This is a genomic window from Rhodococcus tukisamuensis NBRC 100609 (assembly GCF_001894985.1).
In the GTDB taxonomy this organism is placed as follows: domain Bacteria; phylum Actinomycetota; class Actinomycetes; order Mycobacteriales; family Mycobacteriaceae; genus Rhodococcus_G; species Rhodococcus_G tukisamuensis.
The window spans coordinates 56,271-75,708 of sequence record NZ_BCXG01000021.1; the positions used below are offsets into that span (position 1 = coordinate 56,271).

Sequence of the window (19,438 nt, forward strand, 5' to 3'; positions counted from 1 at the left end):
CCACACCCGCGGTCGTGATCGCGGCCCCGGCGTCGGGCAGCGGAAAGACCACGGTGGCAACGGGTCTGATCGGTGCACTGCGGGCCGCCGGGGACCGGGTGGCGCCGTTCAAGGTCGGTCCGGACTACATCGACCCCGGTTACCACGGCCTGGCCGCGGGCCGGGTCGGCCGGAACCTGGACCCGGTCCTGGTGGGCGCCGACCGGATCGGCCCGCTGTACCGGCACGGCAGCGCCGGCTGCGACATCGCCGTCGTCGAGGGTGTGATGGGCCTGTTCGACGGCAAGATCTCCGACGTCGCGCCCGACGGCGCCGCCGAGGGGTCCACCGCGCAGGTGGCCACCCTGCTGGGGGCGCCGGTGGTGCTGGTCGTCGACGCCCGCGGCCACAGCCAGTCGCTGGCCGCGACGCTGCACGGCTTCGCGACCTTCGACGCCGGGGTGCGGATCGGCGGGGTGATCCTCAACCGGGTCGGCAGCGAGCGGCACGAGCAGGTGCTGCGGCAGGCCTGCGAGCGGGTCGGGGTGCCGGTGCTCGGCGCGGTCCCGCGGCTCGCCGAGCTCGCCGTCCCGTCCCGTCACCTCGGGCTGGTCACCGCCGTCGAGCACGGCGACGCCGCCACCGACGCGGTGGCCGCGATGACGGAGCTGATCGCCCGGCACGTGGACCTGGCCGCCGTGCGCGCGCTGGCCCGCGCGGGGGCGCCCGGCCCGGCCTGGGACGCCGTCGCCGAGGTGGGCGGGCCCGGCCCCGCCGCACCGGTGGTGGCGGTGGCGGGCGGCGCGGCCTTCACCTTCGGCTACGCCGAGCACCGCGAGCTGCTCGAGGCCGCCGGCGCGCGGGTGCGGGTGTTCGACCCCACCGTCGAGCAGCTGCCCGCCGGCACCGCGGCGCTGGTGCTGCCCGGCGGCTTCCCCGAGGAGCACGCGCCGCAGCTCGCCGCGAACGCGGAGCTGCTGACCTCGGTGCGCGAACTGGCCCGGCGCGGGATGCCGATCCACGCCGAGTGCGCGGGCCTGCTCTACCTGGCCCGGCGGCTCGACGGGCACCCGATGGCCGGTGTCATCGGGGTCGACGCCCAGTTCGGCACGAAGCTGACCCTCGGCTACCGCGACGCGGTGGCGCTGGGGGACTCCGTGCTGCTCGAGGCCGGTGCCCGGGTGACCGGGCACGAGTTCCACCGCACCCGTCTCGACGTCACCGAGGTGGACGGCTGGACGCCCGCCTGGGGCTGGCGGGCCGCGGGGGCGTCGACCCGGGAGGGCTTCGCCGGCGGCGGCGTGCACGCGTCGTACCTGCACACGCACCCGGCCGGAAGTCCGCGGTCGGTGCGCCGATTCGTGGACGCAGCAACAGAATTCGAGGTATCTCATGGGTGATCTGGTGGTAGGAATCGGCGTCCGGGACGGCATGGACCCGGACGTGGTGCTCGCCGCGATCAGCGAGGTGATCGACGACCCGCAGGACCTCTTCGCACTGGCGACGCTCGAGCGCAAGGCCACGGAGTCGTCGATCGCCGTCGCGGCCGCCGAGCTCGGGGTGCCGGTGCTCGGCTTCACCGCCGACGAGCTCGAGGCGGTCGAGGTGCCCACCCCGTCGGGCCGGGTCGCGGACGCGGTCGGCACGCCCAGCGTCGCGGAGGCCGCGGCGGTGCTCGGTTCGGGCGGCGGCGACCTGCTGGTGCCCAAGCGCGCCAGAAATGGCGTGACCGTGGCGGTGGCCCGTAATGTCTGGTGACCTACGAGACCTACCCCTGTGAAGGAGACCGAAGTGCCTGCAGCGGCCGCTGACGAGCCCAACTACCTGGTTGGACTCAACCTGACCGACCGTCGGGTGGTGGTCGTCGGCGGCGGCACCGTCGCCCAGCGTCGACTCGGACTGCTCGTCGCGTCCGGCGCGCGGGTGCACGTGGTCAGCCGGGCCGTCACCCCGGCGGTCGAGGGGATGGCCACCGGCGGCCAGATCACCGTCGAGCTGCGCGACTACGCGGACGGCGACCTGGACGGCGCCTGGTACGCCATCGCGTGCACCGACGAGCCGGAGACCAACGCCGCGGTCGTAGCCGAGGCGGAGCGCCGCCGGATCTTCTGCGTGCGCGCCGACAGCGCCCGCAACGGCACCGCCGTCACCCCGGCCACCGCGACGTTCGACGGCCTCGAGGTGGGCGTGCTCGCCGGCGGCCGGCACCGGCGCTCGGCCGCCGTGCGCACCGCGATCGTCGACGCGCTGCAGTCCGGGTCGATCTCGGACGACGCCGAGCCGCACGTCGCGGGCGTCGCGCTGGTCGGCGGCGGCCCCGGCGACCCGGACCTGATCACCGTCCGCGGCCGGCGGCTGCTGGCCCGCGCCGACGTGGTGGTCGCGGACCGGCTGGCCCCGCCGGAGCTGCTGGCCGAACTCGGCCCGCAGGTCGAGGTCATCGACGCCGCGAAGATCCCGTACGGCCGGGCGATGGCGCAGGAGGCCATCAACGCCGCGCTGATCGACAACGCCAAGGCCGGCAAGTTCGTGGTCCGGCTCAAGGGCGGCGACCCGTACGTCTTCGGCCGCGGCTTCGAGGAGCTCGAGGCCTGCGCGGCGGCCGGGGTCCCGGTCACCGTGGTGCCCGGCATCACCAGCGCCATCTCGGTGCCGTCCGCGGCCGGCATCCCCGTCACCCACCGCGGCGTCACCCACGAGTTCGTGGTGGTCAGCGGGCACGTCGCGCCGGACCACCCCGACTCGCTCACCGACTGGTCGGCGCTGGCCCGGCTCAAGGGCACCCTGGTGCTGCTGATGGCCGTCGAGCGGATCGAGAAGTTCGCGGACGTGCTGATGGCGGGCGGCCGGCCCGCCGAGACGCCGGTCACCGTGGTGCAGGAGGGCACCACCCGCTCGCAGCGGGTGCTGCGCGCCGACCTGGCGACCGTCGCGGCCCGGGTCCGCGAGGAGGAGATCCGGCCGCCGGCGATCATTGTCATCGGGCCGGTGGCGGGCTTTTCTGTTGACGCTGGGTAACGTGATCGTCCGTGCCTGAAACCACCGCAGTGAAGTACCCCGTGACCACGAGGGCATTCGGGCTGGCCATCGTCGTCCTCGGCGGCATGCAGCTCATGATGGTGCTCGACGGCACCGTCGCCTCCCTGGCCCTGGCCCGCATCCAGGACGACCTGGTCCTGAGCGACTCCGGCCGGAACTGGGTGATCACCTCGTACGCGCTGACCTACGGCGGCCTGATGCTGCTCGGCGGCCGGCTCGGCGACGCGTTCGGGCGCAAACGGGTCTTCATCGGCGGTGTCGCGCTGTTCACCCTGGCCTCGCTGTTCTGCGGGATCGCGGTGGGGGAGTTCACCCTGATCGCCGCGCGCGCCCTGCAGGGCGTCGGCGCCGCGATCGCCTCGCCCACCGCGCTGGCCCTGGTCGCGACGACGTTCGCGCCGGGCCCCGTGCGCAACCAGGCGATCGCCATCTTCGCGGCGATGACCGGGATCGGGTCGGTCACCGGCCTGATCGTCGGCGGGGCGCTGACCGAGGTGTCCTGGCGGTGGATCTTCCTGATCAACGTGCCGATCGGGCTGCTGATCATGGGGCTGGCATTCGGCTCGCTGGTGGAGACCAGCGCCGAGCGACTGCGCCTGGACGTCCCCGGCGCGATCCTCGCGACCCTCGGCTGCACCGGCATCGTGTTCGGGTTCACCGAGGGCGCCGAGCTGGGCTGGGCGAGTCCCGCGGTGATCGTCGCACTGGTCGGCGGCGCCGCGCTGCTGGCGGCGTTCCTCGTCGTCGAGCGCCGGGCCGAGAACCCGCTGCTGCCGTTCTCGCTGTTCCGCAACCGGGACCGGGTCGCGACGTTCGCGGCGATCGCGCTCGTCGGCGCGGTGATGTTCAGCCTGGCCCCCTTCGTCGCGCTGTTCGTCCAGGACATCCTCGACTTCACCCCGCTGCGCGCCGGCCTGGCGTTCGTGCCGTTCGCGTTCGGGCTCGGCGCGGCGGCCTTCGTGGCGTCCAAGCTGGCGGTGCGGATCCAGCCGCGCTGGCTGGTGGTGACCGGCACCGTGATCACCGCGCTGGGGCTGTTGTACGGCTCCACGCTGGACTCCTCGTCGAGCTACATGCAGGACATGTTCGCGCTGGTCGTGGTGATCGGCTTCGGCGTGGGCCTGGCCGTCGTGCCGCTGCCGCTGTGCGCGATCGCCGGGGTCGGGCAGCACGAGATCGGCCCGTTGGCCGCGATCGCCCAGGTGGCGCAGGTGCTGTTCGGCCCGATCGGGTTGGCGATCGTCGGCGCGATGGCCACCTCGCGGACCCTCTCGCTGGGCGGCATCTCGGGCCCGGCGGCCGACATGACGCCGGACCAGCTCGACGCACTGAGCTCGGGCTACACCTTCGCGCTGCTCGGCTGCGCGATCTTCGCCGCGCTGGCTGCCGTCGTCGCGCTGTTCATCCGGTTCACCCCCGAAGAGGTCGCGCAGGCGCAGGCCGCGGAGAAGGCCGCGCAGGAGGCGTAGGCGGCTGCGCCGCCCGGGCGCGGATGTCCTAGACCCGTCAAACGCGCACGAGCAGCGAAGCTGCCGGGTCTGGCGGCGCGCGGCGCCCGAAATGTCCTGGCTGAACGGTCCGCCGCGCCGTAATGTGCGCTCGGTGCTGCTCACACTGACCGCCACTGCAACAGTCGATCTCCCGGACGCCACGGACCTCGGCTACCTTCTGCACAAGCATCCCGACCGGGTGCAGGTGTTCGAGCTGACTGTGGGCACCGCGACCGTGCTGTACCCGGAGTCGACGCCGGCGCGGTGCACCGTGGCGTTGATTCTCGACGTCGACCCCATCGAGTTGGCGCGCAGCAAGTTCCGCCGAGGCAGTGACGGTTTCGCGCTGGGCCAGTACGTCAACGACCGACCGTACGCCGGGTCGTCGATGCTGGCAGTTGCCCTGTCGAGGGTGTTCAAGTCCGCGCTGGCAGGGGTCTGCAAGACGCATCCCGACCTTGCGGAAACGGTGATGCCGCTGCACGTCACGATCCCGGCGATGCCGGCCCGCGGCGGAGCCGACCTGCCCGGCCGGCTCTTCGAGCCGCTCGGCTGGGACGTGACGGCGGAGCCGCTGCCGCTGGACGAGACGATTTCGCAGTGGGGCGACGCGGACTACGTCCGACTGGAACTGAGCGGCACCGCGACCCTGTCGGCGGCACTGCGCCACCTGTACGTGCTGCTGCCGGTGCTCGACGACGTCAAGCACTACTGGGTCGGCGAGGAGGAGGCCGACAAGCTGGTGCGGATGGCCGGCGAGTGGCTTGTCGATCATCCTGAGACCGGGCTCATCGCCTCGCGGTACCTGGCGCACCGCCGCGAACTGGTGGCCTCGGTCGTCGATCGACTGGCCGAGGAGGCCGCGGTGCCCGGCGACGAGGTGCCCGCATCCAATGCGAGCCTGGCCCAGCTGCGCCAGGATGCTGTGCTGACGACCCTCGAGGACCTCGGCGTGGCCAGGGTCGTCGACCTGGGCTGCGGCGAGGGCCGACTGCTGCGGGAGATGCTGGCCCGGCCGGCGTTCACCAGGATCGTCGGCGTGGACGTCAGCGACAGCGCCCTCCGCAGGGCGGAACGACGGCTCGGCATCGACGAGCTGCCGGATCGTCAGCGGGACCGGATCGCGCTGCTGCAGTCCTCGGCCACCTACCGCGACGCTCGGCTTCGCGGCTTCGACGCGGTGGTGCTGATGGAGGTCGTCGAGCATGTCGACGAGCCACGACTGCCCGCACTGGTGCGGTCGGTGTTCGGCGACATGCGGCCGCGAGTCGTACTGGTGACCACGCCCAACGCCGAGTACAACGTGCTCTACCCGAACCTCGCGCCGGGCGCCTTTCGGCATCCCGATCACCGGTTCGAGTACACCCGAACGCAATTCGAGTCCTGGGCGTCGGAGATCGCGGCCACCCACGGCTACGACCCGACCTTCACCGGGATCGGCGAGAACGACGAGACCCACGGCGCGCCCACCCAGATGGCCGTCTTCACCCGAAAGGAGGGATCGTAAGTGAGCGTCTTCGAGATCCCCGAGCCGTCGCTGGTCGTGCTCGTGGGAATCAGCGGATCAGGCAAGTCGACCTTCGCAGCCGAACATTTCGGTCCCTACGAGGTGATCTCGAGTGACCACTGCCGCGGGCTGGTCAGCGACGACCCGAACTCGCAGGCCGCGACGGCCGACGCATTCGAGGTGCTCGAGTTCGTTGCGACCAAGCGCCTGCGCGCCGGGAAGCTGACCGTCGTCGACGCCACCAGTGTCCAACCGGCGGCCCGCAAGAAGCTGATCGACCTCGCCCGCCGCCATGACGTGCTGCCCGTGGCGATCGTGCTCGACGTGCCCGAACCGGTGTGCGCGGAGCGCAATGCGGCCCGTGGGGACCGAGCCTTCGACCGCGCCGTGCTGCGTCGTCAGCATCAGCAGCTCACCCGGTCGCTGCGAGGCCTCCCGCGCGAGGGTTTCCGCGTCGTCCACGTGCTCGACGGGGTCGAGGCGGTCGAGTCGGCGCGGTTCGTCCGGCAGCCGCTGCGCAGTGACCGCCGCGACCTGCGCGGGCCGTTCGACGTGATCGGCGACATCCACGGCTGCCTCGGCGAGCTCGAAACGCTGTTGGGGGCGCTGGGATACACGGTGCTCCGTGACGAGCGGGGCCGGGCGGTGGACGCGGTTCCGCCGGCCGGGCGGACCGCGGTCTTCGTCGGCGACTACGTCGACCGGGGACCGGACTCGCCCGGTGTGCTTCGGCTGGTGATGGGGATGGTCTCCGCCGGGCATGCACTCGGCGTCCCGGGGAACCACGAGAACAAACTGGTGAAGGCGCTGCGCGGGCAGAAGGTCAGCACCACGCACGGTCTCGACCGCACCCTCGAGCAGTTGGCGGCAGAGCCGGAACAGTTCCGCCGCCAGGTCGCGGACTTCTGCGACGGACTGGTCGCACACCTTGTCCTGGACGAGGGACGCCTCGTCGTCGCGCACGCAGGACTGAAGGAGGAGTACCACAATCGCGCATCGGGCCGGGTGCGCAGCTTCGCGCTCTACGGCGAGACCACAGGCGAGACAGACGAGTTCGGCCTTCCGGTGCGATACCCCTGGGCCGAGGACTACCGGGGCGAGGCGGTGGTGCTCTACGGGCACACGCCGGTGCCGGAGGTGCGCTGGCTCAACCGCACCGCGTGCCTCGACACCGGATGCGTCTTCGGTGGCGCGCTCACCGCGATGAGATACCCGGAGCGCGAAGTGGTGTCGGTGCCCGCCGAGCGGCAGTGGTACCGACCGGTGAAGCCGCTGCACCAGCCCGAGCCCGATCCGCAGGCCCTCGACATCGACGACATCCTCAGGGTCGGGGGAGTGGAGACGGCGACACGCGGGCGGATCTCGGTTCGCCCGGAGAGTGCGGCGGGCGCGCTCGAGGTGATGAGCCGCTACGCGGTGGACCCGCGGTGGCTCACCTACCTCCCACCGACCATGGCGCCGTGCGCGACCTCCACGCTCCCGGGGTTGCTCGAGCACCCGGCCGAGGCCTTCGCCGCTTATCGAAAGTCGAAGGTGGGCAAGGTGATCTGCGAGGAGAAGCACATGGGGTCGCGGGCGGTGGCACTGGTGTGTCGCGACGCGTCCGTTGCCGCGGCGCGCTTCGGGGTCGGCGACGGGCTGTCCGGGATGGTGCACACCCGGACCGGCCGGCGCATGTTCGGCGAGTCGCAGACCGAGCTGCTGGTCGCCCGGATCGCGGAGGCGGTCGGGGCCGCCGGGTTGTGGGAGGAACTCGGCACGGACTGGGTGCTGCTCGACGCCGAGCTGCTGCCGTGGTCGGCGAAGTCGGAGGGACTGCTGCGATCGCAGTACGCGGCCGTCGGCGCGGCCGCAACGGCGGACCTGTCGGCGCGCACGGCGGTGCTGGAGTCAGCGTCCGGCCGGGGTCTCGACGTCGGAGCACTGCTGGCGGGGACTCGGTCCCGTGTCGAGGACGTGGAGCGTTACGTCGAGGCGTACCGGAGGTACGTGTGGCCGACCGACGGCATCGACGGTGTGCGGCTCGCGCCGTTCCAGCTGCTCGCGACCGAAGGCGCGAGTTACGGTGACCGCGACCACGGCTGGCACCTGGCGGTCGCGGATCGGCTCGTCGACGTCGCACCGACACTGTTCACGACCACCCGCCGGGTGGTGGTGGACACGGCGTCGCCGGAATCGGAGGCGTCGGGCATCGCGTGGTGGGAGGAGCTGACCGCGGCAGGCGGTGAGGGCATGGTGGTCAAGCCGTTCGTCAACCAGGGCCGCGACGGCGCCGGGCGAGCGCAGCCCGGCATCAAGGTGCGAGGACGGGAGTACCTTCGGCTGATCTACGGCCCGCACTACACCGAGCCGCAGAACCTGGCACGGCTGCGCGATCGGAGCCTGGGGCACAAGCAGTCCATGGCGCTGCGCGAGTACGCGCTCGGGATGGAGGCGATCGACCGGCTGATCAAGGATGATCCGCTGTGGCGGATCCACCAGGCGGTGTTCGCCGTCCTCGCGCTCGAGTCGGAGCCGGTGGATCCACGCCTGTAGCTGTCTGGGTCGTGGGCGTTCAGCGCCGGGCCGCGGGCGGCGGGCGTTCGCGCACCGCGCCGTAGGCGAAGAAGTAGCCGGGCAGCCGCGAGAGTCCCGGGGTCGCCATGATCGCCCGCACCACCCGCGGCGCAGGCTGTGCGGCGTCCGCGGAGACGGTCCCCGCCAGCACCGGCGAGATGATCTTGGCGTGCGCGAGGCGCTGTAGCGCCTGCGTCGCGGCGGCGGTCGGCCAGCGGCGGCGCTGGACCCGGCGCAGGTCCGCCGAGGTGACCGTGTCCGTCATCAGGGGCGCGGCGAGATGCCGGGCGGCGGCGACGGCGTCCTGGACGGCCAGGTTGATGCCGATGCCGAAGATCGGCGACATCGCGTGCGCCGCGTCCCCGATGCACAGCAGTCCCGGCAGGTGCCAGTGCCGTAGCCGGTCGAGCCGCACGTCGAGGAGTTGCACCTGGTCCCAGGACCGCAGCGCGTGCACGCGCTCGCCGAGCCAGGGTGCGGTGTCCGCGAACTGGCCCCGGAAGCGGTCGAGTCCGGCGGCACGTCGCTCGGCGTCCGTGCCCTTGGGGATCATGACGGCGCACTGCCAGTAGTCGCCGCGGTCGATCATCGCGGTGAGGAAGCGGTCTCCTGCGTTGCCGACGAGTCCCTCCGGATCCTGCGGTGAGCGCGGCAGCCGGAACCACCAGGCGTCCATCGGGCAGCGGAACTGCCGCAGTCGCAGTTCTGGAAGTTGCCGCGCCAGCGAGCCGCGGCCGTCGCACGCGACGTTGAGCGCGGCACGCAGTTCGCCGACAGTGCCGTCCGGCGTGCGGTACCGGACGCCGGCGACCCGCCCGTCCTCGTGGAGGAGCGAGATCGCCTCGGTGCTCATCCGCAGGTCGAAGTCGAGTTCGTTGCGTCCCTCGTCCGCGAGCAGGTTCAGCAGGTCCCACTGGGGCACCATCGCGATGTACTTGTACCGGCCGGGCAGCGTGTCGAAACGGCCGACGGTGAGCCGCGTCCCGTCCCGGCCGATGGGCAACTGGACCGTGTGCACGTGACGTTGGGGCAGCCGCGCAAACCGCTCGCCGAGGCCGAGATCGTCCAGCAGCGACAGTGTTGAGGGATGCACGGTGTCACCACGGAAGTCACGGAGAAAGTCGCCGTGCTTCTCGAGGACCGTGACCGGCACACCGCACCGCGCGAGCAGCAGCCCGAGGACCATCCCGGCGGGGCCCCCGCCCACTACACAACACGTGGTCCGCTCCATCCGCACCGTTCCCCTCCCGTCCAGTCTGCGCCCGTGCGCCCGCGACGGCGTCAAAAGGTCTGGCCTCCGCTCCGGAGAGCGAAGGCCAGACCTCAGTGGTGAAGCGGTTTCAGTTCTGGTGCGACGTCACAGCCAGGCCAGCGCCGGAGCGACCGGCAGGCTCTTGCCGGCGACGGTCCGGAACTCCGAGGCAGCCGTGGCCGCGGGTGCCGCGAAGCTCACCGGGGTCTTGGTGTCCTGGGTGCGGTCGGCGGAGCCGTGGGCGGCGACGGTGTAGATCGAGCAGGTGTTGACGAGGCAGTCCGAGCCGTTGAGGACGGCGGCGGCGTCGACGGTGGCGGTCCAGGCGCCGCCGACGATCTGGGTCGGACGGATGAATGCGGTCGTCATCCAGGCGCCGGCGTCGGTGGCGGAGTACTTGCTGTCCTGGACGAGGCCGACGTAGAGGCCCGGTGCCGCGCCGGAGAAGCCGGTGCCGGAGACGGTGATGGTCTCGCCGGCCGGGGCGACGTCGGTGGCCTTCGACAGCGTCACTGCCGGTCCGGCGGGCACGACGACGGGTGCCTTGAAGGTGACCGGGGTCTTGGTGTCCTGGGTGCGGTCGGCGGAGCCGTGGGCGGCGACGGTGTAGATCGAGCAGGTGTTGACCAGGCAGTCCGAGCCGTTGACGACGGCGGCGACGTCGATGGTTGCGGTCCAGGCGCCGGCGGTGATGTCGGCGGGCTTGAGCCACTGGGTGGTCATCCACGCGGTCGAGTCGGTGGCGGAGTACTTGCTGTCCTGGATGAGGCCGACGTAGAGGCCGGCGCCGGCGCCGGAGAAGCCCGTGCCCGAGACGGTGACGGTGTCGCCGGCGGCGGTGAGGTCGGTGGACTTCGACAGCGTCACTGCCGGTACCGGATCCTCGGTCCCCGGACCCTCGGGTTCCGGGGCGCTGGAACCGACGCTGCCGAGCGACCCGGTGTCGATGTCGCCGAACGGCGTGGTGAACGCTCCCGCGACGCCGACGGGGAGCGTCCACGCGATCGTGGCGGCAACGGCCGCGATCGCTGCCTTGTTGAACGTGCGCATGTTCCTGCTTTCTTGTGTGAGCCGCCGTGACGGCACCAGCTGAGGGGAAAGGGTTAGGAAAAGCTAACCTAAGTTTTGATCGTTTGTCCAGGGACGAATCGGACGAATCTGACCGCGGTCGACGGCAGTTCATGGGCGTAATCCTGCAGGTCATGGCAGATTTGGGCGCGCGAGTACCCCGGCCGTCGGTCGGTCGTGTGCGCGGGCGGTCAGGAGCTCCGGCGGCGTACTGCGAACGTCGTTGCCACGGCAATCGCGGCGCCGACGCCGCCGCCGATCAGGAGGGGTGCGATCCAGGCGGTGCCCTCCGTGAACGTGCTGGAGAGGCTGCGGAGCGCGGCGGGGGAGTCGGAGTCGCCCGACGCCGAGGTCCCGTCGGCCGCGGCCAGGGCCGCCTCCTTCGCGCCTGCCGGGTCGTCGCCGAAGCTGACCGGCGTCTGGCTGTCCTGGCTGCGGTCACTCGAGCCGTGCGCGGCAATGGTGTAGACGGAACACGCGTTCTTGGTGCAGTCGGAGTCGCCCTTGACGGCCATCACGTCCATGGTGGTGGACCAGGCGCCGTCGACGATCTTGTTCGGCGTGATGAACGCCGTGGTCATCCAGGCCCCCGCGTCGGTGGTGGAGAACTTGTCGTCCTGGATCAGGCCGGCGTAGATGCCGGGGCCGCTGGTGGAGAACCCGGTGCCCGAGATGGTGATCGTGTCGCCGTCGACCTCGAGGCCGCGAGTCTTCGACACGGTGACCGCCACGCTGTTTCCCTCGCCCACCTTGCCCTTCTTTGCGGCCGCGGCGGCCTTGGCCCCGCCTGCCGTGCCGCCGGCTCCGCCCGTGTTGCCGGACGCGGGGCCGGCCACCGGTGCGCCGGTCGTGTCCGGCGCGACGCCGCCGGCGAAGCCCACCGGGGTCCGGGAGTCCTGGCTGCGGTCACTCGAGCCGTGGGCGGCGACGGTGTAGATCGAGCAGGTGTTGCTCATGCAGTCGAAGTCGCCCACGACGGCGGGCAGATCCATGGTGGTGGACCAGTTACCGCCGGAGATCGCCTCCGGCTTGAGGAAGGCGGTCGTCATCCAGGCCGAGGCGTCGGTGGCGGAGAAGCGGTTGTCCTGGACGAGGCCGACGTACAGGCCCGGTGCCGCTCCGGAGAACCCGGAACCGGAGATGGTGACCGTCTCGCCGGCCGGGGCGAGGTCGGTGCCCTTGGACAGCGTCACGGACAGGTTGGGGTTGGAGGTCACCGTGCCCCCGCCGGTTCCGGGGCTGGCTCCCGCGGGTGTGCCGGGACCGGCGGGTGCGTCGGGCGCTCCGGGGGTTCCGGGGCCTGCGGGCGCGTCGGGTCCGCCGGGAGTGCCCGGTCCCGCGGGGGTGTCGGGGCCTGCGGGGGTGCCGGGACCCGCCGGGCTGCCGCCGAAGTCGATGCGGGTGACGGTGTCCTGGCTGCGGTCGGACGAGCCGTGTGCGGCCAGGGTGTAGACGGCGCAGACGTTGGCGATGCAGTCGCTACCGGCGAACGTGGACGAGACGTTGAGTGACTTGGACCAGGACCCGCCCGGCATGTCCGAGGGCTTGATGAACTGCGCGTCCTGGAAGACCGAGGCGTCGGTGACCGAGAACCGGTTCATCTGGGCGACGCCGATGTAGATGCCCGGCCCGGAGGTCGAGAAGCCGCGGCCGTTCACGGTGATGGTGTCGCCGGCGGCGTTGAGTCCGCTGGTCCGGTCGGCACTCACGCTCGGCCCGTTGCCCGTCGGTGGCTTTGTGGTGGTCGTCGGCGGCTTGGTCGTTGTGGTGGTGGGTGGCTTGGTGGTGGTGGTCGGCGGCGGCGCGGTCGTCGTCGTGGGTGGCTTGGTGGTGGTGGGCGGCTTGGTGGTGGTTGGCGGCTTTGTGGTGGTGGTGGTGGTGGGCGGCGTCGTCGTCGTGGTGGTCGGCGGCACAGTGGTCGTCATCGTCGTCGGCGGCGGCGTCGTGGTCGGCGGCGGTGTGGTGGCGGTGGCGGTGGTGGTCGTGGGCGGCGGCGTGGTGGTCGTGGGCGCCGCGGCGAAGGTCACCGGATTCTGGGTGTCCTGGGTGCGGTCCGACGAGCCGTGCGCGGCGACGGTGTAGATCGAGCAGGCGTTCACGGTGCAGTCCGAGCCGCCGCTGACGGCCATCACCTCGACCGAGGTGGACCAGGCGCCGCCGCTGATCTCGCTGGACCGGATGAACACCGTGGAGATCCAGGCGTCGGCGTTGGTGGTGGAGAACATGTTGTCCTGGGCGAGGCCGACGTAGATGCCGGCGCCCGCGCCGGAGAATCCGGTGCCCGAGACGCTGATGGTCTCGCCGTCGACGTTCAGGCCGCTCGACTTGCCGACTGTCGTGACCGCAGGGCCGGAGACGGCTTGGGTGGCCGTGTCGCCGGAGATATCGGGGTTGGCGACGGCAACGCCCGCCGGCGCCGTCAATGCCATGGCGACCGCCATGGTCGCGAATGCGGCCCTGCCTAACGCGCGCATCTTCCTACTTCCTGGTCATAGCCGCAGGTCACGGCACCGTATGGAGTACAAAACTCAGGTGAGGTTAGCCTATATTTGGCTAGGTGAGGCTAAGTTACCTGACTGGACGTCCAAGTTGGTGGGCTACGTTTTTTGGACGCATCGCCCGAAGAGGTCAGGGGTCGTGTCCCGGCGGGCTGGACGAGGAATCGGAGGAGCGGCTGTGGCCGGTCGTTGGAACGGCGAAGGCCTCCTGTCGTGACTCACAGACAGGAGGCCTTCGTGGTGCGCGCCATGCGCATGTCGGTTGGTGTGGCTAGGTCAGGACGACCAGTTCGGTTGCCGAGCTGATCTCCACGGTCAGGCCGGCCTTCGTCGCCACTCGGGCGAGGCCCTTGACGTCGGTCGGCTCGGCGCGGGACAGCACCAGGGCGCGAGCCAACAGGCCCTTGTGATGCTTGTTGAAGTGGCTGACGACGGAACGGCTGCCGTCGGGCTTGACGGTGAGCACGGTTGCGGTGACCGCGCCGGGGACCGGCCCGAGTTGCTGGTAGGTGCCGGAGCGCAGGTCCACCACCAGGCCGCCGTCCGCCTCCGCGGACAGCGCGGCGGACAGTTCCGGCCTCCACAGTGACTGCAGGGTGCCGAAGCCCGGGAGCTTGGAGCCGCCGGACAGCCGGTAGGCGGGGATCGGGTCGCCGGCCCGGACCGCGCCGAACAGCGCCGACCCCATCGCGAGCCGTCGGTACGCCTTCTCCCGCTGGACCTTGGTGAACGCCTTCGCGTCGAGCGCGTCGAACAGCACTCCCGTGTAGCGCTCGAGCGCGGGCCGGGTCGGGGAGACCCAGAGCTTCGCGTTGCGCTCGACCTCGTCGGTCTGGTGGGCGCTCAGACCCAGTGCGACGCTGGACGCGTCGGTGTCGGCGGACAGCTCGACGAGGGCATCGACCAGAGCCTCGCGGGTCGCCGTCAATGTGGGCAGGGACAGTTCGCCCAGGTCGAGCGGGGCGCCCTTGCCGCCGTCGGACTTGGTCTCGGAAGGGGGCAGCAGAACCAGCACGAGCGGCAACGGTACCGGGTGCGCGCGGCGGCCCGCATCGGGCGACTAGTCTGATACCCCGTGATCACCCGCCTTTCGCACCTGTTCCTCCGCACGCTGCGTGACGATCCCGCCGACGCCGAGGTTGCCAGCCACAAGCTGCTCGTCCGGGCCGGCTACGTCCGCCGAATCGCGCCGGGTGTGTACTCCTGGCTGCCGCTGGGCCTGCGGGTCCTGCGCGAGGTCGAGCGGGTGGTCCGCGAGGAGATGGACGCGATGGGCGCGCAGGAGATCCTGCTGCCCGCGCTGCTGCCGCGCGAGCCCTACGAGACGTCGAACCGCTGGACCGAGTACGGCGCCGGGCTGTTCCGTCTCAAGGACCGCAAGGGCAACGACTACATGCTCGGCCCCACCCACGAGGAGCTCTTCGCGCTCACCGTCAAGGGTGAGTACAACTCCTACAAGGACTTCCCGGTCACCCTGTACCAGGTGCAGACCAAGTACCGCGACGAGGAGCGGCCCCGCGCCGGCATCCTGCGCGGCCGCGAGTTCGTGATGAAGGACTCCTACTCCTTCGACCTCACCGACGAGGGCCTGACCGCGTCGTACCAGGCGCACCGCGACACCTACGAGCGGATCCTGGCCCGGCTCGGCGTCAAGTACGTCATCGTCTCCGCGACCTCGGGCGCGATGGGCGGCAGTGCCTCGGAGGAGTTCCTGGCCGAGAGCGCGATCGGCGAGGACACCTACGTCCGTTGCCTCGAGTCCGGCTACGCCGCGAATGTCGAGGCCGTCAAGACGCTGGCGCCCGAGGCGATCCCGTTCGACGGGCTGCCCGACGCGAAGGTGTACGACACCCCCGGCACCGAGACCATCGACACTCTCGTCGAGTGGGCCAACGGCGCGGACCTCGGCAAGACGGTCACCGCCGCGGACACCCTGAAGAACATCATGGTCAAGACCCGGGTGCCGGGCGGGGAGTGGGAACTGCTTGCCATCGGCATCCCCGGCGACCGTGAGGTCGACGAGAAGCGCCTCGAGGCCTCGCTGGAGCCGGCCGAGTACGTGCTCATCACCGAGACCGACTTCAAGAACAACCCGTTCCTCGTCAAGGGCTACATCGGACCGAAGGCGTTGCAGGAGAACGGTATCCGCTACCTCGTCGACCCGCGCGTGGTCGACGGCACCAGCTGGATCACCGGCGCCGACGAGGAGGGCAAGCACGTCGTCGGTCTCGTCGCCGGCCGCGACTTCACCCCGGACGGCACCATCGAGGCCGCCGAGGTGCGCGACGGCGACCCGTCGCCCGATGGCGCCGGACCGCTGGTCGCGGCCCGCGGCATCGAGGTCGGTCACGTCTTCCAGCTGGGCCGCAAGTACACCGACGTGTTCTCCGTCGACGTGCTCGGCGAGAACGGCAAGCCGGTCCGGCCCACCATGGGCTCCTACGGCATCGGCGTCTCGCGCCTGGTCGCGGTGATCGCCGAGCAGATGCACGACGAGAAGGGCCTGCGCTGGCCGGCCGAGGTGTCGCCGGCGAACGTGCACCTGGTGATCGCGAACAAGGACGACGCCGCCCGCGAGGGTGCCGAGGGCCTGGCCGCCGAGCTGGACGGGGCCGGGCTGTCGGTGATCCTCGACGACCGCAAGGCCTCGCCGGGCGTGAAGTTCAAGGACTCCGAGCTGCTCGGGATCCCGCTGGTGGTCGTCGTCGGCCGCGGCTGGGCCGACGGCAAGGTGGAGCTGCGCGACCGCTTCACCGGCGAGTCCCGCGAGGTCGACGCCGGCGGCGCGCTGGCGGAGATCCTCGCCGCCGTCCGCGGCTGACCCGAATTACCTGCAGTGCCGGACCGGGCCGTCAGTCGACGGCCCGGTCCGGTGCGTTGAGCGGGAATTGCCGGTCCTACGGATCGATGCCCTACGGATCGGAATCGAAGGAGACCGAGAGTAGCGAGACGAACGCCGGCGACCGGATCGCTCGGATCGCTCGGCCTGCCGTCCTTCGGTCGCTAGATCGGCCCATTCGCGCCCGCCCCGTCGCGCCACCGGACCAAGCCGTCAGCCGACGGCCCGGTCCAGTGCGTTCAGGCGGGCATCCTCCGCCGCCACCCGGCGCCGCTGCACGATCACGTGGGTGACCCCGGCGACCGCGGTCGCCCCGGCCGCCGCGGGCAGCGCCCAGCCGGCGCCCGGGACGTGGTGTGAGATCGCGGCGGTGAGCTCGACGACGCCGCGGAAGCCCCCGGTGCAGTAGTAGACGAGCGCGCCAGCGGCCACCCAACGGGCCTGCAGCGCAGCGACATTGACCAGCGCCCGCCGCGGCGCGAGACCCAGTTGTGCGCGGCGCTGGCACTCGCGGACCGCCGCCCGGTCCTGCGCGGTGGCCCGGGCGGCGAGTGGAAGCACCAGCATCGCGGCGCAGGCCAGGACGAGGGCGGTTTCGCCCGTGGGGCCCCGGCGCAGGGACACGGCCGCGAGCGTCAGCAGTCCGGCGGCCAGCGCGTAGGTCCGGACCCGGGCCCAGACATCGGCGCGCAGCGCGGCGTCGGCGCGCAACCGCCGGTAGCCGACGAACCCCACCGCGGACAGGGCGAGCAGCAGGACGGCGGTGAACATGTGGACGAGGCCCCTCGGGTCGGTGTGGTGAAGGCCTGGATCGTCCCACAGTCGGCCGGCGGGTCAGCGGCGGAGGCGGGCGTCGTACTCGGCGCGGTCGGCGTCGACGTCCAGGAACACCCGGTCGAGCCCGGTGACCTTCCGCATCCGGCGGGCGAGCGGACGCGGCAGCAGCGGCCACACCAGCACACCGGACAGCCGGCCCGGCACCACGGCACGGCGACGTCCGGTGCGCAGCACCCCCACCACGGCGTCGGCCACCCGTTCCGGCGGAATCGGCGCGATCAGCCGGCCGGGGTGGGTGCCGGTCAGCAGGCCGGTGTCGGTGAACGACGGCAGCACCGTGCTCACCCGCACCCCGAGCGGTGCCAGTTCGGCGTCGGCCGCGTCACCGAAGCACAGCACCGCGGCCTTGGTGGCGTTGTAGACGGCCATGCCCGGCACCGGGATGCAGCCCGCCACCGAGGCGACGTTGACGATCCGGCCGCCGCCGGCGGCGGCCATGGCCCGCCCGGCGGCGCGGGTGCCGTGCAGGACCCCGCGCAGGTTGACGTCGACGGTGGTGTAGACGATCTCGTCGTCCTGGTCGAGCAGCGCGCCGAGCGGCATCACCCCGGCGTTGTTCACCCAGCCCCACGGCTGCCCGAGCGTCGACTGCACGCCGGCGAGGAAGGCCTGCACCGACGCGCGGTCGGTGACGTCGAGGACGGCGCCGTGCAGGCCGTCGGCCTCGGCGGTGCGCCGCACCGCGTCCTCGTCGACGTCGCCGAGGGCGACCCGGGCGCCGGCCTCGCGCAGCGCCTGCGCGGTGGCCCGGCCGATGCCCCGCGCCCCGCCGGTGACCACGACGACCCGGCCGGCGAGGTCGGTTCTGCTCATGTGTGGATCTCCTTCGGGTCGTGGATCCTTCGATGCCGCACCGCGACCAGCGCGCGGGTGCCGGCGTTCATCGCCCGCAGCAGCGGCCCGCGGAAGCGGTCCGGGTAGGCGGTGGCGACGCGCTGGGTGGTGACGGTCTGCGGTTCGGTGTAGCGGACGATGCCCTCGCGGCCGTGCCGACGGCCGGACCCGCTGGTGCGCATGCCGCCCATCGGGGCGCCCAGCGAGGCGATCGCGGACAGGTATCCGTCGTTGACGTTCACCGATCCGGCGACCACCTCGGCCGCGATCCGGCGGCCGCGCCGCAGGTCCCGGGTCCAGACGCTGGCGCTGAGGCCGTACTCGCCGTCGTTGGCCAGCCGGACCGCCTCCGCGTCGGACACCACCCGATGCACGGAGACCACGGGGCCGAAGGTCTCCTCGGCGAACACCGACATCTCCGCGGTGACGCCGGTCAGCACGGTCGGCTCGTGGAAGAGCGGACCCAGGTCCGGCCGGGACCGGCCGCCGGTGACCACGGTCGCGCCCTTGGACACCGCGTCCGCGACGTGCTTCTCGGTGGCCTCGAGCTGACGCCGCGAGGTGAGCGAGCCCATGTCCACGTCGTAGCCGTACCCGCCGCCGACTCGCAGCCGGGCGGTGCGGGCGGTCAGTTCGGCAAGGAAGCGCTCGAACACCTTCTCGTGCACGTAGATCCGCTCGATCCCGATGCACATCTGCCCGGCGTTGGAGAACGCCGCCTGCACCGCGCCCCGGGCTGCGGCGGTGACGTCGGCGTCCGCGCACACGATCATCGGGTTCTTGCCGCCGAGCTCGAGCGAGGCGCCGATCAGCCGGTCGGCGCAGCGCCGGGCGATCTCCCGGCCGGTGGCGCTCGACCCGGTGAAGCTGAGGTAGTCCACCGCGTCCACCAGTGCGGGCCCGAGCAGCCGTCCGGGGCCGGCGACCACCTGCCACACCGGCTCGGGAACCCCGGCCCGCACGGCCAGTTGCCGGGCGTAGAGCAGGGTCAGCGGGGCCTGCGAGTCCGCCTTGCTGAGCACGGCGTTGCCGGCCAGCAGCGCCGGGATCACGTCCCCGACGGCCAGGAACAGCGGGTAGTTCCACGGGGCAACCACCCCGACCAGGCCCTTGGGTCGGTAGCCGACGCGGGCGGTCACCAGGCCGGGCACCGCGCCTCGGGTGCGGCGTTCGCGAAGGTATCCGGCGCTGTGCGCGGCGTAGTGCAGCGCGGTGGCGACGACACCCTGCACCTCCACGGCCGCGTGGATGCGGGCCTTGCCGGTCTCCCACTGCATCAGGTCGCAGAGCCGGTCGTGGTGCTCGACCAGCAGCCGGGCGAAGCGGGCCGCGACCGCCTGTCGGTCCCGGACCGGCCGGGCCGCCCACTGCCGCTGCGCCGCCCGGCCGACGGCCGCCGCGGCAGCAACGGACTCGACCGTGGTCTGCGGGACCTCAGGGAGCGGCTCGCCGGTGAACGGTGCGGCGGCGCAGGAGAATTCGGTGGATGCGGGCAGCTGGGCCAGCAGGGCGTCGAGGGCGTTCGCGGTCAGCACGGCG

The 19,438-nt window shown here is 71.9% G+C and carries 14 protein-coding genes; 7 read left to right on the top strand and 7 right to left on the bottom strand.

The window, feature by feature from the left end; genetic code table 11:
* Positions 1 to 14 precede the first annotated feature (14 nt).
* The 6 genes from RT2_RS18980 (at position 15) to RT2_RS19005 (ending at position 8,550) form a co-directional block, all read left to right on the top strand.
* Positions 15 to 1,379, top strand: a complete 1,365-nt coding sequence (locus RT2_RS18980; RefSeq protein WP_072846359.1) for a cobyrinic acid a,c-diamide synthase CobB — start codon at positions 15 to 17, stop codon at positions 1,377 to 1,379.
* Positions 1,372 to 1,737: a cobalamin biosynthesis protein gene (locus RT2_RS18985; protein WP_072846360.1), complete on the top strand. Its 366-nt coding sequence runs from the start codon at positions 1,372 to 1,374 to the stop codon at positions 1,735 to 1,737. The genes RT2_RS18980 and RT2_RS18985 overlap by 8 nt, the downstream gene beginning before the upstream one ends.
* A 33-nt stretch (positions 1,738 to 1,770) precedes the next feature.
* Entirely contained in the window at positions 1,771 to 2,997 is a 1,227-nt protein-coding gene (gene cobA, locus RT2_RS18990) for a uroporphyrinogen-III C-methyltransferase (protein WP_072846388.1), read from the top strand.
* 86 nt (positions 2,998 to 3,083) lie between these two features.
* On the top strand, positions 3,084 to 4,487 hold the full coding sequence (locus RT2_RS18995) for an MFS transporter (RefSeq protein WP_371851187.1): 1,404 nt from the start codon (positions 3,084 to 3,086) through the stop codon (positions 4,485 to 4,487).
* Between the two features lie 133 nt (positions 4,488 to 4,620).
* The gene (locus RT2_RS19000; protein ID WP_072846389.1) at positions 4,621 to 6,015 is read left to right on the top strand and encodes a 3' terminal RNA ribose 2'-O-methyltransferase Hen1; all 1,395 of its coding nucleotides are present in this window, start codon (positions 4,621 to 4,623) and stop codon (positions 6,013 to 6,015) included.
* A complete protein-coding gene (locus tag RT2_RS19005; protein ID WP_072846362.1) occupies positions 6,016 to 8,550 on the top strand; it encodes a polynucleotide kinase-phosphatase in 2,535 nt (844 codons plus the stop codon). It abuts the gene before it with no gap.
* Positions 8,551 to 8,569: 19 nt separating this feature from the next.
* Here RT2_RS19005 and RT2_RS19010 read toward each other — a convergent pair whose 3' ends face one another.
* The 4 genes from RT2_RS19010 to yaaA form a co-directional block, all read right to left on the bottom strand.
* Positions 8,570 to 9,802, bottom strand: a complete 1,233-nt coding sequence (locus RT2_RS19010; protein ID WP_072846363.1) for an FAD-dependent oxidoreductase — start codon at positions 9,800 to 9,802, stop codon at positions 8,570 to 8,572.
* 126 nt (positions 9,803 to 9,928) lie between these two features.
* A complete protein-coding gene (locus tag RT2_RS19015) occupies positions 9,929 to 10,873 on the bottom strand; it encodes a hypothetical protein (protein ID WP_072846364.1) in 945 nt (314 codons plus the stop codon).
* Positions 10,874 to 11,082: 209 nt separating this feature from the next.
* Positions 11,083 to 13,365, bottom strand: coding sequence for a hypothetical protein (locus RT2_RS26230; RefSeq protein ID WP_217635581.1), 2,283 nt, complete (start codon positions 13,363 to 13,365; stop codon positions 11,083 to 11,085).
* A gap of 295 nt (positions 13,366 to 13,660) precedes the next feature.
* The gene (yaaA, locus tag RT2_RS19035; RefSeq protein ID WP_072846390.1) at positions 13,661 to 14,404 is read right to left on the bottom strand and encodes a peroxide stress protein YaaA; all 744 of its coding nucleotides are present in this window, start codon (positions 14,402 to 14,404) and stop codon (positions 13,661 to 13,663) included.
* A 60-nt stretch (positions 14,405 to 14,464) separates the two neighbouring features.
* On the opposite strand from yaaA, the gene RT2_RS19040 reads away from it, so the two are divergent.
* Entirely contained in the window at positions 14,465 to 16,210 is a 1,746-nt protein-coding gene (locus RT2_RS19040) for a proline--tRNA ligase (RefSeq protein WP_072846368.1), read from the top strand.
* Positions 16,211 to 16,441: 231 nt separating this feature from the next.
* Here RT2_RS19040 and RT2_RS19045 read toward each other — a convergent pair whose 3' ends face one another.
* The 3 genes from RT2_RS19045 to RT2_RS19055 all read right to left on the bottom strand — a co-directional run bounded on the left by RT2_RS19045 (position 16,442) and on the right by RT2_RS19055 (position 19,434).
* The gene (locus RT2_RS19045; RefSeq protein ID WP_072846369.1) at positions 16,442 to 16,999 is read right to left on the bottom strand and encodes a hypothetical protein; all 558 of its coding nucleotides are present in this window, start codon (positions 16,997 to 16,999) and stop codon (positions 16,442 to 16,444) included.
* A 63-nt stretch (positions 17,000 to 17,062) separates the two neighbouring features.
* Positions 17,063 to 17,878: an SDR family NAD(P)-dependent oxidoreductase gene (locus RT2_RS19050; RefSeq protein ID WP_072846370.1), complete on the bottom strand. Its 816-nt coding sequence runs from the start codon at positions 17,876 to 17,878 to the stop codon at positions 17,063 to 17,065.
* Positions 17,875 to 19,434, bottom strand: coding sequence for a succinic semialdehyde dehydrogenase (locus RT2_RS19055; protein WP_072846371.1), 1,560 nt, complete (start codon positions 19,432 to 19,434; stop codon positions 17,875 to 17,877). The genes RT2_RS19050 and RT2_RS19055 overlap by 4 nt, the downstream gene beginning before the upstream one ends.
* Positions 19,435 to 19,438: the final 4 nt, after the last annotated feature.